We start from the raw sequence: 14,289 nt of genomic DNA, 5'->3' as shown, positions 1-14,289 counted from the left end.
CTACACAGGCAAAATCCTTGATTCTTCCGAAGTTTAGATTTTCCATGACCTCGTGAAAGTCCATCTCTCAATAATGTTGAATGTAAAAAGCGGTTTTCATCCAGTTTTAGATGGACATTGGGTTAAAAGTTTTTAGATTTTACTCGGCTTGTACATCTGTTTTCGCCTTAGTATTAATTTCTGCTCCTGCCGTATTTGGAAAAACTCCAGGTCAGTCTCCTACAACGGAAGAGGTTAAAAAGTTCAGTGAAACGGTAGAGTTTTTGCGGGTTACAGATATAGAAAAATCAACCCAATCTCAACCTACTATAAACTTTATCCAGGCGGTGGATTTAGAACAAGCAAAACCAGTCTCAAGAAAATTTGATGATCAATTCCCCATTAATGAGCAAAAAATTGAGTTTTTACCGGTAACAGATATAGAAAAGCCGATTCCACCAAAAACCTCTAATAAACCACTAAATATTACTCAGTCTCCCCCGTCTGCCAACTCATTAATTCCTCCCATTGACCCTAAAAGTGTTACTGCTCAATGGGGCATTTTGCCAATTGGGATTTTAGTAGATGGCCGTGGGGTTGTCAAAAGTGCCTTGGTACGGGGGACTGAAGATGGTTCTCAGGCAATTCAATTTGATGATTGGCTTGTTCCTTATGAGGTAATAATTAAGGCATTGAATATTCGGGTGACTAATTTGCCTAATGGTCAGGTACAATTGCGATCGCCGACAGTCGTATTCGACCTTGATCTTAGTCGTCTCAGACTCGACCCCGAAATAGGCGCTGTTCTATCTATCCGTGATGTTAAAGACTGGTTTGGCATTACTCCAGAATTTGACATCGATAATTATGCTATCCAAATCAAATATCCTCGCACCAACCAATCAGTCCTCAGCAAGGCCACCGTTGAGCCACCCATTGACCTCACTAATATTCCCTATATTTTTGCCCCTTCATTCACTGTCACCACCATAAATAATCAACAATCTGCCCAAAGTTTCCGTTCCCGTGCCACTCAAAATCGAACAGTTACTAGTAGCGGTAGCTTATTAGGAGGAGCATGGCTTCTCAGTCTCAATGAAACTCAAACCGAAAATGACAACAGTTGGAGATTGGGTTCAGCCAGCTATACTCTTCAAAAAGACTCTACAGACCTATTTGTAGGCTCACAATCCCCCTTTTGGCGTAGCACCAGTCCCAATCCCTTTTGGGGTGTAACCACAGTCCAACGCTGGGGATTGACCATGTCCCCAGAGAATGGTGGAGCAGCACAAGCTCGTGTCCAACCATCGCGTTTTGGTCAAACAGTCCGAGGGAAAGCTGCTCCAGGAACTTTAGTCCAGTTACTTTCTCGCTATGATAAGCAGGTTTTTGCAGAGGTTTTAGTTGATGAATCAGGAGAGTACAGCTTTAACGATATCATTTTCTCTGAGGTGCGATTACTGTTATACGCCCAAGGGAAATTGACATCTAAACCAGAAGAAAGAATCCTTCAACTCCCAATTGTTATTGGACAATTACCTCATAAAGCTTCCGCCCTAATTGTATCAGTCGGGACAGGACGTAATAATTCTGGTAATAACAACGAGTTTTTAGGTAGCTTTACTGATTTGCGTGCAGCCGCAAGTTACCGTTATGGAATATCTCAAGAATTGACCTTAGGAGTGGGTGGTAGTTATGAAGATGGTTTTCGGGGCTTAACAGAGTTATTTTTTCAACCCGAAAATACTCCTTTACAAATTACAGCTTCAGCTTTAACGCCAACACCTCAAAGAGACTGGGAAATTAACGCAAATATTCGCTACAATCCTAACTCCAAACTCCAGGTAAATCTAGCTACAGATTTGCAAGGTAGCCGCCTGAGAATTAATCAAAATATTTTACCCAATTTATCGGTATTTAGTAATTTTAATTATGACTACAGTGCTAATTCGCCTTTTAGGTACAATATCGGTACAAAAGCTAGTTTATCAGGACGAAAATTTTCTGCTTCTCTAACTCTGGAACGGGATAATGTGAGTAACCTACAATGGAATTTCACTGCCAGAAAAGATAATTTTGAACTCAAACACTTTCGTAATGACTTCAGTACCCAAACTAGCCTTATTTATGATATTTTAGATAACTCTACGTTAAAGGAATACAATTCTTATAGTTCTCTAGTTTTAAATTATCAAACCCTTGCCCCAATTAGTTCCACCAGTTCCACAGGTAATTCTTTATTATCTCTAAGTTGGCGGTTTAAGCCTAATAAGTCTAAGTTCGAGATAGATTTAGGCTATAGCATTGGCTCAGAAGGATCGGGATTTATTACTAATTTTGCCCATGAAATCTTTTCTGGTTTATTTTTACAAGCTAATTATAGTAATATTGGTTTAGGATCAAATGCAGATAGATTTAGGCTTTCCCTTGCATCTTGCTTTGACTTCAAACGTGGTTTTTGTTTAAATGATTCTTTCCAGGCTAGACCCAGAGTGGATAACGGTATTCTTTTTAAACCATTTTTTGATAAGAATAACAATGGCATTAAAGAGCCGACAGAGCCTTTAATTCTCAAGAACTCAGGTTCACTTTTAATTGTCAATAACAAGCCTGTTTTCCAATATCGATCAGAAGTTACCGATAATGGGATTATTGCATCCCTAAAACCAGGAATGTATCGCCTGGATTTAGATCTTTCTGGTTATCCTTTAGATTGGTCTCCTACTAAAAATACGGCTGTGGCGATTGAAGTTGTGGCGGGAGGTTTTACAGAAGTTGTTATTCCCTTTGCTAGATCCTACACCCTATCGGGAACTGTGACTGATGCTAAGGGAAAAGTTGTCTCTGGTGCTAGGGTTGAAGCTGTATCTTCTACTTCTAATCACAGGGTTTTTTCTATTACGGGTAGTGGTGGGATGTATTATCTAGAGGGATTAATTGACCGTAAGTATAATCTTTTGATCAATAATATTCCAGCAGAACCAAAAACAATAGATTTAAGTGAATCCTCTGAACCTTATCAACAGCTAAATTTACGACTTAGTCCGTCAGTGGAAAAAAACCTGTTGTAGTGGTGTCAATAGCCGCGCGACCTTTGTATGAATATATTTATCACGGTGGACGAGATACTGAGAGTTTTTACACTTTTACTTCTCAACGCAGTGAGCGGCTAACTGAAGCGGGCATTCATCGCTGGTGGAAAAACATTAAAGCACAAGCAAATGTTGAAGAGTGGGAACTTATCCATGATGTAACTTTTCATGATCTGCGACATGATTTCGCTCACCGAGCGCGTGAAGCCGGAGCGTTTATGTTTGCGAGCCGCAATAGTTAGGTACACTGAGCCAACTTTGAAAAATTCAAGCAGTTACCAATTGAGTTAAATGCTTGAGAATACGCAGCACGTCGTACAATTCATTTCCAGGATTACGCATTAAAAAACCTTTTGATAAAGCATAACGGGGTGGTTTTCCTTTTACTAATTTCACAAAAATAAACTCGCTACCTGTGGCAATCATCCCAAAACTGGGTTTATCAGGATAGGGATTACCTAACATATAAGAGAGAATTTGTGCGAGTCCTTCTTCAATAGAAAAAGAAGCTTTTTTTGATTCAATAATCATCACCCAGAATTGGTCTTTTAAAACTAAAATATCCATTCTGCCTTTGATGATTACGTCTTCATCTGGTACGGCAATATCTATAGATTCTTCTGATTTTACATAAAAGGGAGATAGGTAAAAATCACCGATAAAAAGTATCGGATCTACAACTGCCATGCGGACAACATCTTCTAGTAATGGCGGATAATTGAGAAGATTCAAGTAACCAGCTTTTATTTTGTTTAAAAGTTGTTTATCTAAATCTGTAAGTTCTGGTAATTCTTCTTGCCATTCCCAAAATAATTGTCCATCTAAAACTAACTCAATGCCAAAATTATCAATTAAGTAGCGTAAATCAATATCTCTCGCTTGGAGTGTTTGTGTCATAATTTGGGAATTGGTGATTGGTGATTGGGAATTGGTGATTGGTAAAATTTAACTCCTATTATATTATATAAATATTTACCGGAACTTCTTATGGCGAGGAACAATGACTATTACCTGTCATGGCGAGGAACAATCATTAGTGACAAGTTAAGGAAAAGGGGAAATTGTCAAGGGGGTATTTGCAGAGGTCAATAATCATGGGAAACTCAATATAGACAAGCAATTGAGCGAATTAAAACTATCTCTGATTTAGTAACTTGGTTAAATCGGCATGAAAATTAATTAAGTGGGTTATCTTTTATCTCTTTCTCTTTGCGTCTTTACGTGAGAAAAACCCAAAATCAAGATCCCCGACTTCTACAAATTCAATTTGATAAATAACAAAATTTATCAAAGAAGTCGGGGATCTAAAAACTTCTAAAAATCCTCATCATCAACAAAAAACTCTGCATCCTCATCTACCCTAGATTGCGACTCTCCCAACCCCCAGAGAGGCTGCAAAACTGCTGTACCTAACAAACCGACAGCCACACTAAAAGCTAACATCAACCCCAAGGGAATTTGGATTGATTGAAAACCCAAAAACCGTAAAGATACAGAAGTAGCATTTTGGACAGAAATGAGAGCGATCGCTACTACCCAAATAGCTATAATTAGTAATATTAAAAAATTCGCCAATATTTTCAAAATCATAACTTAAAAATATAAACGTTGCCAAAAATGTAGAGACGTTCCATGGAACGTCTCTACACTGTCTATGCTAACTTAGCAATTTCAGCTTCCATGAATTTAGCAATCTGACTAAGTTTTTCTGGTGAGTTAGTTTCCATATACACTCTCACCAAAGGTTCTGTTCCAGAAGGACGCAGCAACACCCAGCTACCCTCTTCTAAATACAGTTTAATACCATCTTTCCTTCCCACCTCTTTCACCGCAATTCCTGCCACTTCTGAAGGCGGATTTTGGGTATAGGAATCAATCACGGCAACCTTGTGATCTTCCGTCAGGTGTAAATCCAAGCGATTGTTATACAAAGGCCCATCAGCTTCAGCGATCGCTTCCTGTACCAACTGACTTAAAGGCTTACCTTCATAAGCGATCGCCTCAGCCACTAGCATATCTGCTAAAACCCCGTCTTTTTCAGGAATATGGCCAATGATACTTAAACCACCGGATTCTTCTCCACCAATCAAAACAGCGGTTTCCCGCATTTTCTCACCAATGTATTTAAAACCTACCGCAGTTTCATAAATTTGCAAGCCATACTTAGCAGCAAAATTATCTAATAAATGCGTAGTTGCCACAGTCCTAACAATTGCACCGCTCTTACCCTTGTTTTTAATCAAATGCCGTGCTAGAACTAACAACACTGTATTGGGAGTGAGAACATTACCTTGTTCATCAACAATACCAAAGCGATCGCTATCACCATCGGTAGCCAAACCCAAATCCGCATGATCAGCTTTCACCGCTGCCACCAACTCAACTAACTGTTCCCCTTTGGGTTCAGGCATACCACCACCAAAAAGCACATCTCGCCAATCGTGGAAACTTTCTAATTGACAACCACAGTGTTGCAAGACTTCATCTAAATATCCCCGTGAGGTAGAATAAAGGGCATCATACTTGACCTTTAAATTTGCACTTTTGATTTTTTCCACATCCAACAAGGTGTAGATAAAATTCAGATAATCGGGCTTTGGATCAAAAGTAGAAATTGTCCCAGATGGGTTACTGCCAGGTAACTCATCCGATGCTGTTTCTATGTTGGCGACAATAGTATCAGTAATTTCTGGAGTTGCAGGACCTGCATAATCGGGAATATATTTAATCCCACAATAGGGTGCAGGATTATGACTAGCAGTAAACATCAAAGCCCCTGCGGAGTTGAGCAGACGCGCATTGTAGGCAATTACTGGAGTGGGACAATCCCGATCAGTAATTTTCACATTCCAGCCCAAATCCGCCAAAACTGCGGCAGATGCCTGGGCGAACTCGTCAGCTAAAAACCGTGTATCGTAGGCAATTAAAACAGGTTTGTCTTTACTATAGGCAGTTTCCAGATAACTAGCGATTGCCCTGGTTACTTTCCGTACATTGGGAAAAGTAAAATCATCGGCAATAATTCCGCGCCAGCCGTCAGTCCCAAACTTGATTTTACCGGAATTGCTAGGGTTACTCATATTGCCACTCTCTCCCGTGCATGATTATTGCTATTTACTATTAGGAAGCATCCCGCAAAGCTGTGGAACAGCCACTAAGCCGCAAGTATCCCCAAAGTAATTTCTCTCACTCTACATGAGCAATGTCAACCCCCGATAGACCCTTTGTTAGTTACCACCTTTGGTCTTTATTTGCCCCCAGCCGGGGACAGGAACATTGGCATTGCCAAATGAGAAGAGGATTTATCAAAGCGCGACAGCATGAACCCCAAGTTAAAGCTTTATTGACAACAGCTACCCCACCCCAGCGCATTGGCATTCTTGCCCAAAAAGGCGTATATGAGTTTCATCATCACCTGCATTGGTTAACTCAGGCTGATGGTGTGGAAAAAGTGGCGAGGTTATTGAGATTGAGTCAAACCCATGAAACAGTTAAATATCGGGTATTGCAAATTTTAAGAAAATATCAAAATGCCCCTTTATTATTAGGTAAACGAATTCTGGAATTAACTTCCGGTGATGAAGGTTTTCCTAAACCGATTGTGATTGAAAAACAAGATTATTGCTTTCGGTTATATGCCGCTATGGACTGTATATTTATTGAGTCTGATAGCACCTTACATATTTTAGATTTTAAAACGGGTAGATCGGCTTTTGACCACAGACAAGCATTAGTTTATTTACTTGCAGCCCGTTATCTTTATCCTGGCAAACCCGCAGTTGCATCTTTTTATAATTTGGAAGCTGGCAAAAAATCGGAATTAATTACTATTAGTAATAGTGAATTTAAAGCTTTAGAATCTGAGTTAGCAAATATTGCCCATCAACATCAAGAAGATTTGCAACAATATGAAGCTAAAAATAGCAACTTCAGTCAAATATTTCCCCCAAATCCCGGCAACCATTGCCGTTTTTGTGCCTTTAGTTCTATCTGTGAATTTGCTGATTTAAAACTACCAAAATCCTATTCCATGCCAATTACAAAATCTCATCCTTCTCCCACATCTTCGTGAGTCGTACTTTGGTGATTTGGGCTTTGGCTAGTTGTTGTATGGGACGGTTGGTGATTTGGAGGGTTATGCTACCGGAGAAAAAATTTCTATGCCCAATTAGAAAATAAACCTTAATTACGGGTATTATATGGTTGAGGCATTTCTTTTATTCATACTGTAAATGCCCATTTTTTAATTTCTGGAGCTATTCAATGTCAATTTACGTCGGTAATTTGTCCTATCAAGTCGCAGAAGAAGACCTCAAGCGGGTTTTTGCAGAATATGGAACTGTAAAAAAAGCTCAACTACCTATTGACCGAGAAACCGGACGTGTCCGGGGTTTTGGCTTTGTAGAAATGAGTTCAGATGCAGAAGAACAAGCCGCAATTGCTGCACTTGATGGTTCTGAATGGATGGGACGCAGCTTGAAAGTTAATAAAGCTAAACCCAGAGAAGATCGTGGTGGTGGTGGACGGGGTGGCGACGGTGGCGGCTATTCTCGCCGTTACTAAGTTTGAACATCCACAATAAATCATAATTTTATCAAGACACACAAAATATGTGTCTTTTTTAAATCCTATGGCGGATTTTATCTAAGTGCTGATATTATAGTTAAAGAACAAGTCAAATTTTTAGTGTTCGGAGCTATTCAATGTCAATTTACGTCGGCAATTTATCCTATGAGGTTACGGAAAATAACCTAACTGGGGTTTTCGCAGAATATGGAAAAGTGAAGAGAGTCCAACTACCCACTGACCGGGAAACTGGTCGGAAAAGAGGTTTTGCCTTTGTAGAAATGGAAAAAGAGGCAGAAGAAACAGCCGCAATTGAAGCACTTGACGGTGCTGAATGGATGGGACGCAGCTTAAAAGTTAACAAAGCTAAACCCAAAGAAGATCGTGGTGGTGGTGGTGGACGCGACCGTTACTAAGTTTTGCCATTAAGACTCTAATTATCATATTTTTAGGACAGAGGAAATCTCTGTCTTTTTTTAATTTATACAGCACTTTCCGGTGTTATGAGGTACATATCCAACGGGCAAGACTTGTACTGAGCTTGTCGATAGCGCAGCGTGGCGTTAGCCATAGTATGCCCGCACTACAAGAGTTTCATAATTCAAGTTTGTACCTCATTAGAGCGAAATCTGCTATATATAACCGTTTCAATTCATGCTATTGTCCGATTTCTCAAATTTTCAGTAAACTTATATTTTAACAAAATCTCTTAAAGAATGATAAGTCAATACCACTGAAATTAATGCTAAACGCAATATTCAATTGTTCTAAAGTTTCCACTAACCAGCTAACAGAATTAGTGGTAGAGTTTTCATAGTGATTAAATAAAATTGCAAATTTTCCTTCTAAATGTGGTTTTACTTTCCGACAAATCAGGACAATTTTTAATAATAAACCCATTGTGGGGACTGTTCCTTGATTACTAATCAAATCCAAGAACACAAAATGCTGTGGTGATGATTTGTTATGAACAACTAAAAAGTTTAATAAATTACCACAAGTTCTCATCAATAATAAATCATTAACTTTTTGTTCATCTGCTTGAGGCAAAATATTTTGTAAATATTTATATAGTTTTTGATTAAATTGTTTTTTTCCGTAGGAGTTATCTACGGAAGATATTAAATATTCATATAAATCATTTTTAAAATTGCGGAAATTTGCAGCTTGTCCGCCGTATTTTATGAATTGTTGGGCTGATTCATGATATGTATTACCATGTTCGACTTTACCAACAAAATACTTTAAGGTGGTATATAATTCACTATCAGTTAACAATGTCGGATTATTTACCGGGCGCAAAATTCGATTAGCTTCAGCCGTTGTCGTGTTTTGCAACATCTGAATTCGCCGCACTTTATAAGTGACATATTGTGATAAATAAATTTCAAATTTATTTTGTACCTGTGATTGAAAATGTCTCACAGTTTCTTTTTGTTCAAAGGTAGAGTCTTCAGTCATTAAATAATGTTCATATAGATAAGGATAACGGCGAATTAAGGTCATTAGTGGTTGATCATCTCGTCTCTTCGCTAGAGGATAAGTCTCATTTACTACCTGAGTAAATCGTTGTAAAATTAAATACTGTTCGCTGCCAACAAACTGTTTGATTAATTCACGGAGACGGCTAATTTCGCGGTAACGTAAATTATTAACTTTATAAGTAGTAGGTATAGTATTAAATAAACTTATTAAATCAGAAATTGCCCTATGTAGTAGGGGGTTCATGTGCCAGTAGTTGATGAGAATATGACAACACCGATTCAGAAAAAACTTAAATTCTTCAGGTGCGGTCTTAGATGCGGTAATTTTGTCTAAAATTGGCAAAATTTCTGGTTCAGGATAATTCGCTCTTTCAATAAATAGGGACCGAAATCTAGCCAACATTTGGTCGAGAGATTCTTTTTGCACTAACTTTAATAAGTGCTGATAGATTAACTGTTGTTCATGATAACAGTCATGATAGTAGTGATCATAGTTTAATTTATGTTTCATGATCAATTGATGTTCTAAGCGCTTTGGCGGTTGCTATAATTACTCATCTGTAACAGGTATGCTAATTGCTGAATAGGCAACTTTGGCAGCGGCTTGTTCAGCGGCTTTAATGGAGCGTCCTTTTCCTTGTCCTAACATTTTTTCATGTAGCCAAACTTCAGCAAAGAAGCGTTCATGAGTGCGGTGGGGTTGACTGACTTCCAAAACTCGATATTCTGGGAGAACTTTGAATTGGGCTTGAGTCCATTCTTGCAAAGCCGCTTTATAATTGAGTCTAGCAGGGTCAAGACGGATTTCTGTGGTTAGCTGTTGGAAATGGGGATCTAACCAAGGACGAATCAGGTTAAGATTTTGAGTGCTAAGGTAAAGCGCTCCGAGAACTGCTTCAAAAGAATCTGCTAATCGTGATTCTTGCCCGATATGATCAGCAGTAGCACTACCAGCCACCAATAAATATAATTCTAAACCATATTCTCTTGCTAGTTGGGCGAGAATGCGATCGCTCACTAAAACCGAACGAATAGCGGCAAAATCACCGACTGAGCAATCAGCATAATGTTCCCATAATACCTCAGCCGCCACGAGACGTACCACCGCATCGCCCACAAACTCTAGTTGTTCATAATTGGCGGTATCAGAGACGGTAGGATGAGTGAGAGCCAAGTCCAATAATTGCCACTTTATCGGTGAATCTAGTGACAAACCAAACTTTTGGACTAAACTTTCAAGCTGCCGTTGACGGCGGGGATAAACGCTGGACATTAGGTAAATGTGGAAAAAAGGGCTAATAACTCTTAACTTAGCATTAAATTATAAAGTATAAATACAAGTCTGTTTTTTGTTTAAAAACTTACTGTGTTAGCATTTTCATAACTTCAACTAGCTGCGGAATGTAGAATTAGCATAGAATACCATACAATAAAAACATAAAAGAAGAGATAGACTGACATTTATTCCTATTGTATCACTTGCATTAAATAAGCATTCAAACTTTCAGGGGTTTCAGCATAGCCATTAAATGCTGTAAGTGCTTGTTCATTGGTAAGTATAGGATGTGGACTGGTATAGTCATTATTAAAAGTGAAACTTAATTTTTCTGCAATGAACAATTTACTTTTACAAGAATCTCTTAAAATTAACCTTAAAAAGAGTAACACAAACCACATTTCATATTTTCCTCGGAAAACCTTATAATGTTCACAATTAGTAAATTCTTCCATTTTATTATTTAAAATATCTGCTGTAATTTCTGGAGCATTTGGAAACTTTTGTTTAATTTTTTCCAAGTCATAATTTACCGAAACTGAGTCTAAAGTTAAATAAATAAAATCTTTGGGGAATTTATCATCTAGTTCTACACCTGTTTTTGTTCCTGTAGTATTTCTAATTTCTATCAAACAAGCATACCAAGCATTAAATAAAATTGTAGCTTGATGAAACTCTTCTTGTCTATCTTTAAAAAGAGTTAAACAAACTTGAAAATCTGGATCACTAACCTCTGATAAATGAAATTCATTTTTGATAATTTCTTTGAAAACATTTACTGAAACATAAAAATTTTCAATTGAATAACAAGATGTTTCAAATATTGGTGGGTTATGAGGTGGTAAAGGTTCATTAAAATCTCTATCAATGAAAAATGCTTTTTTGTACTTATCATATTCTCTATGAATAGTAATAAGTCGGTAAACTTCTAACACTTTCTCTCTACCACCACAATGGATAGGGTGATAATTATTAATAAAGTGCTTGATTCTTGGCACATAATAAGCATTATCTTTACCTTCAAAAAAACAAAATAAACCATCTTTATCTTGTCTTGTATGCAGGGCAAATTCTTGATAGGAAACCTGGGGTTTATCTCGACTCTGTTTGAGTTTATCTAAGTATGACATTAGGCTATAATCATTTCTGAAGGTTGAATATATTGGTCAAATCCAATAGCATATTTATCTAGTTCATTATCAAAAATAAATGGAGAGTGAGTTACTGCTAAAAGTAATTCGCATTTTCCTGAATTGATAATATCTGGAAGTAATTGTCGTTGCCAGATCATTGATAATGATAATTCCGGTTCATCAAAAAGTATAATAAATCTTTTGTTACTTTCAGAAAGGTATATTTTGGAAAATGTAGAAATAATTTGCTTTTCTCCAGAAGAAAGTTTACTCAAGTCAATTTCAGCATCAGTTTTTTTTGATTTGATAAATATTTTGATGGCACTTTCATCATAAAATACTCTTTTATTGATTAAATATTTATTACAAACGTCTTTAAATTTCTTCACCGAGTCATCTAATTCTTTTTGTTTATCATATATTTCTACTAATTTTTTTAAAATATAAGTTAGTGATGGATTTTCAAATGATTGATTTTTAACACTATTTCTAATTTCATTTTTATCATTTTCAGATAATTCTTTACCAACTCTTGCTAAAATAATTTCAATATCATTTTCATTAATTTTACTTAAAAAATTATTATCTGTGTGAGAAAATCCTTTTATTAATTGACTTAAAATTTCCGAAGTGATTTTAGAAAATCCTTCTTTTAAGAGTTTATCAATTTTACTTTCAATTTGAGTAAAACGTTTTTGCACATCATCCATTCCAAACTGAATCAGTGTATTTTCTTGATTTAAAATTTCATCATCATTATAACCTAAATTATGTAAATCTTCTTCAACCCGTCTATAAGTGGGAAAATACATAATCTCAGTATTTCCAATTCCTGATTCAATTTCTTTTTCACATTGACTAAAAAAAGGGTTGAATATGTCTACTCTTTTTCTCCCAATTTGTATAACAAAAGTACCGCGTTTTCTTGGTTCATAGATAGTTTTATAATCATCTGAAGTATAGACCAAATCTATTCTACTTTGTATAAATTTATTTTTTAAAATCTCAGTTTTAAAAAATAAATCCTGATAGCGACTTGGATGTGTAATTTGATGATTAACTTCATCCATAATTATAGGATTATCGTAAATTTCTTTAACCAATTCATCTACATAAAATTTAGTGATCTCGATAGATTTTCTATCATTAAATGATAAAACTAATCTATCAAATTTAAATTCACCAAGTTTAAAAAAATTTCTTGTCAAAGTATAATAAAAAAGATTTAAAACTTGAGTTTTGCCAATTCCATTTTCACCAACTAGTATTTTGATATTTTCATCAAAAGGAATGTGTATATCATCTGTTCCAAAAAGACCAGACACAGAAAAAGATTTTATATTACTTGTGTTCATTTTATTGTTCATATTATTACACATAAATATATTATATATCAAATGTTTGAAACTAGCTCTATTCAAAATTTCATTAGCTAAAATGTTTCAGTCTCTCTCATTTTCTGTAGTAATTGAAAAAACGAACTATGGAAAATAAAAAATCCATAATTCGCTTAAAAAGAGAGAGTCGGTAGTAAGCCGGGTTCTGTTCTCTTGCGAGGGCAGTTATCTATCTGGGATGCTTGTTACCAAACACCTCTAGCGGCTCTTTTTCAGCGGAACTGGTAAAAGACCAACCGTAGTTCCTTGTGGCCTTGCTCCCAACCGGGGTTTACCGAGCCAACGCCTCTCGACGCTGCTGGTGCGCTCTTACCGCACCTTTGCACCCTTACCAACCAATAAATTGACTGGCGGTATCTTTCTGTGGCACTATCCTCACGATCACTCGCACTGGACGTTATCCAGCAAGTCTGGTCTTTCGGGAGCCCGGACTTTCCTCAAACCAGTCTGAATGACTAATCTGCAACTGCCTACGCCTACTCTCTCTTTCTCTAGTTTACTTTTAATTACATGAAAATCGCAAGACTCAGATAGATTACTTTTTATTCCAAGGTAAAGCGTAGGTCCAAGGGATTTTTTTAATAGTAAAAGGACAATTAATAATTGACACTGGAGGAACATTTATTCCCGGTGCAATACCGGCTCTGATTTCTGAAATTCGCAATACAAGTTGTAAGGAAAATTCTAAATTTTTTTTGCCATCTAAAAAGTCTTTATATAACTTTTTATTCCCTTTAACTCCCGCTACATTAATTAAAGGTGAGGCTGGTTTATAGACTCCTGATTCTTTATCTCTTTGAAAAACATCTTCTGCGGTGACATTTTCAGAAATTGTCTTTTTAGGAGCAATAATTGTCGGAACTTGGGGTATAGCTAAATCGCGGGTTAAGTCAGGAGATTTGCGAATTACCCGCCGCGACTGCTTGCTATGTTCAACCACGAAAGAACTATTATCCCAGTCAACATATATGGCAATACTATCTGATTTATTTTCAACACTCATTGATAATTCTTTTAGATCAGTTTCCACTTTATCTAGTCCATAAGTACCTGTCTTGAAGGAAATACCCACTGTATCTTGGAGATTTTGTGCTTTTAATTGATCATCAACAGCACCTTTTTGGAAATCAACTTTTACTATATCGTCTATAGATGCAATCATGCGATTGATTGTCCAATAGACAACAAGTATATAAATCATCAAAATAATCAGATTTTGGTCGCCACTCTGCATTTTTATAACCCTGATTTTCTACCAATTTCAAAATTGTAACATAGTCTAAACTATGATTTTTATGATTTATGTGATTTATGTGATGAAGTTGTATGATGCAATTGAATGTAATTTTTACAGGTGTGACT

13 protein-coding genes and 1 other RNA gene are annotated in these 14,289 nt (G+C 36.7%); 5 read left to right on the top strand and 9 right to left on the bottom strand.

Translation table 11 applies throughout. From position 1 onward, the window contains the following. Nucleotides 1-110: 110 nt before the first annotated feature. Together FJR09_RS13100 and FJR09_RS13095 are read left to right on the top strand one after the other, a co-directional pair. Nucleotides 111-3,050 (top strand): carboxypeptidase-like regulatory domain-containing protein, encoded by a 2,940-nt coding sequence (locus FJR09_RS13100; RefSeq protein WP_015083464.1) that lies wholly within the window; start codon nucleotides 111-113, stop codon nucleotides 3,048-3,050. Nucleotides 3,051-3,052: 2 nt separating this feature from the next. Next, nucleotides 3,053-3,313 (top strand): tyrosine-type recombinase/integrase, encoded by a 261-nt coding sequence (locus tag FJR09_RS13095; RefSeq protein ID WP_041458594.1) that lies wholly within the window; start codon nucleotides 3,053-3,055, stop codon nucleotides 3,311-3,313. 25 nt (nucleotides 3,314-3,338) lie between these two features. Here the strand turns inward: FJR09_RS13095 and FJR09_RS13090 are convergent, their stop codons facing one another. The 3 genes from FJR09_RS13090 to FJR09_RS13080 all read right to left on the bottom strand — a co-directional run bounded on the left by FJR09_RS13090 (nucleotide 3,339) and on the right by FJR09_RS13080 (nucleotide 6,151). After that, a complete protein-coding gene (locus FJR09_RS13090; protein WP_015083466.1) occupies nucleotides 3,339-3,968 on the bottom strand; it encodes a type I restriction enzyme HsdR N-terminal domain-containing protein in 630 nt (209 codons plus the stop codon). Between the two features lie 417 nt (nucleotides 3,969-4,385). After that, nucleotides 4,386-4,661, bottom strand: coding sequence for a lipopolysaccharide assembly protein LapA domain-containing protein (locus tag FJR09_RS13085; RefSeq protein ID WP_015083467.1), 276 nt, complete (start codon nucleotides 4,659-4,661; stop codon nucleotides 4,386-4,388). Nucleotides 4,662-4,723: 62 nt separating this feature from the next. Next, entirely contained in the window at nucleotides 4,724-6,151 is a 1,428-nt protein-coding gene (locus FJR09_RS13080) for a phosphoglucomutase/phosphomannomutase family protein (RefSeq protein WP_015083468.1), read from the bottom strand. 122 nt (nucleotides 6,152-6,273) lie between these two features. Between FJR09_RS13080 and FJR09_RS13075 the strand changes: the two genes are divergently transcribed. The 3 genes from FJR09_RS13075 (at nucleotide 6,274) to FJR09_RS13065 (ending at nucleotide 8,053) form a co-directional block, all read left to right on the top strand. Next, nucleotides 6,274-7,143, top strand: coding sequence for a PD-(D/E)XK nuclease family protein (locus tag FJR09_RS13075; RefSeq protein ID WP_015083469.1), 870 nt, complete (start codon nucleotides 6,274-6,276; stop codon nucleotides 7,141-7,143). A 191-nt stretch (nucleotides 7,144-7,334) separates the two neighbouring features. Next, nucleotides 7,335-7,634, top strand: a complete 300-nt coding sequence (locus FJR09_RS13070) for an RNA-binding protein (protein ID WP_015083470.1) — start codon at nucleotides 7,335-7,337, stop codon at nucleotides 7,632-7,634. A gap of 140 nt (nucleotides 7,635-7,774) precedes the next feature. Next, nucleotides 7,775-8,053, top strand: coding sequence for an RNA-binding protein (locus FJR09_RS13065; protein ID WP_015083471.1), 279 nt, complete (start codon nucleotides 7,775-7,777; stop codon nucleotides 8,051-8,053). A gap of 280 nt (nucleotides 8,054-8,333) precedes the next feature. On the opposite strand, the gene FJR09_RS13060 is transcribed toward FJR09_RS13065, so the two are convergent. The 6 genes from FJR09_RS13060 to FJR09_RS13035 form a co-directional block, all read right to left on the bottom strand. After that, nucleotides 8,334-9,632 (bottom strand): hypothetical protein, encoded by a 1,299-nt coding sequence (locus FJR09_RS13060; RefSeq protein ID WP_015083472.1) that lies wholly within the window; start codon nucleotides 9,630-9,632, stop codon nucleotides 8,334-8,336. A gap of 39 nt (nucleotides 9,633-9,671) precedes the next feature. Beyond that, nucleotides 9,672-10,394, bottom strand: a complete 723-nt coding sequence (gene rnc / locus FJR09_RS13055; RefSeq protein WP_015083473.1) for a ribonuclease III — start codon at nucleotides 10,392-10,394, stop codon at nucleotides 9,672-9,674. 194 nt (nucleotides 10,395-10,588) lie between these two features. After that, the gene (locus FJR09_RS13050) at nucleotides 10,589-11,527 is read right to left on the bottom strand and encodes a DUF4435 domain-containing protein (RefSeq protein ID WP_015083474.1); all 939 of its coding nucleotides are present in this window, start codon (nucleotides 11,525-11,527) and stop codon (nucleotides 10,589-10,591) included. Then, nucleotides 11,527-12,885, bottom strand: coding sequence for an AAA family ATPase (locus tag FJR09_RS13045; protein ID WP_148279143.1), 1,359 nt, complete (start codon nucleotides 12,883-12,885; stop codon nucleotides 11,527-11,529). The genes FJR09_RS13050 and FJR09_RS13045 overlap by 1 nt, the downstream gene beginning before the upstream one ends. Before the next feature lie 160 nt (nucleotides 12,886-13,045). Then, nucleotides 13,046-13,411, bottom strand: an RNA gene (gene rnpB / locus FJR09_RS13040) — RNase P RNA component class A. A 51-nt stretch (nucleotides 13,412-13,462) separates the two neighbouring features. After that, nucleotides 13,463-14,161, bottom strand: a complete 699-nt coding sequence (locus FJR09_RS13035; RefSeq protein ID WP_015083476.1) for a hypothetical protein — start codon at nucleotides 14,159-14,161, stop codon at nucleotides 13,463-13,465. Between the last annotated feature and the right edge of the window lie 128 nt (nucleotides 14,162-14,289).

It is taken from the genome of Dolichospermum sp. UHCC 0406, assembly GCF_009712025.1.
Lineage (GTDB): Bacteria > Cyanobacteriota > Cyanobacteriia > Cyanobacteriales > Nostocaceae > Dolichospermum > Dolichospermum lemmermannii.
The sequence above is the reverse complement of the archived record's forward strand: the minus strand, read 5'-3'. Positions and strand labels throughout refer to the sequence as shown.

Bases quoted from the DNA above. Each gene is read 5' to 3' on its own strand.
- FJR09_RS13100 (WP_015083464.1), top strand. From the start codon at position 111: ATGGACATTGGGTTAAAAGTTTTTAGATTTTACTCGGCTTGTACATCT.
- FJR09_RS13090 (WP_015083466.1), bottom strand. From the start codon at position 3,968: ATGACACAAACACTCCAAGCGAGAGATATTGATTTACGCTACTTAATT.
- FJR09_RS13085 (WP_015083467.1), bottom strand. From the start codon at position 4,661: ATGATTTTGAAAATATTGGCGAATTTTTTAATATTACTAATTATAGCT.
- FJR09_RS13080 (WP_015083468.1), bottom strand. From the start codon at position 6,151: ATGAGTAACCCTAGCAATTCCGGTAAAATCAAGTTTGGGACTGACGGC.
- FJR09_RS13075 (WP_015083469.1), top strand. From the start codon at position 6,274: ATGTCAACCCCCGATAGACCCTTTGTTAGTTACCACCTTTGGTCTTTA.
- FJR09_RS13070 (WP_015083470.1), top strand. From the start codon at position 7,335: ATGTCAATTTACGTCGGTAATTTGTCCTATCAAGTCGCAGAAGAAGAC.
- FJR09_RS13065 (WP_015083471.1), top strand. From the start codon at position 7,775: ATGTCAATTTACGTCGGCAATTTATCCTATGAGGTTACGGAAAATAAC.
- FJR09_RS13060 (WP_015083472.1), bottom strand. From the start codon at position 9,632: ATGAAACATAAATTAAACTATGATCACTACTATCATGACTGTTATCAT.
- rnc (WP_015083473.1), bottom strand. From the start codon at position 10,394: ATGTCCAGCGTTTATCCCCGCCGTCAACGGCAGCTTGAAAGTTTAGTC.
- FJR09_RS13050 (WP_015083474.1), bottom strand. From the start codon at position 11,527: ATGTCATACTTAGATAAACTCAAACAGAGTCGAGATAAACCCCAGGTT.
- FJR09_RS13045 (WP_148279143.1), bottom strand. From the start codon at position 12,885: ATGAACACAAGTAATATAAAATCTTTTTCTGTGTCTGGTCTTTTTGGA.
- FJR09_RS13035 (WP_015083476.1), bottom strand. From the start codon at position 14,161: ATGCAGAGTGGCGACCAAAATCTGATTATTTTGATGATTTATATACTT.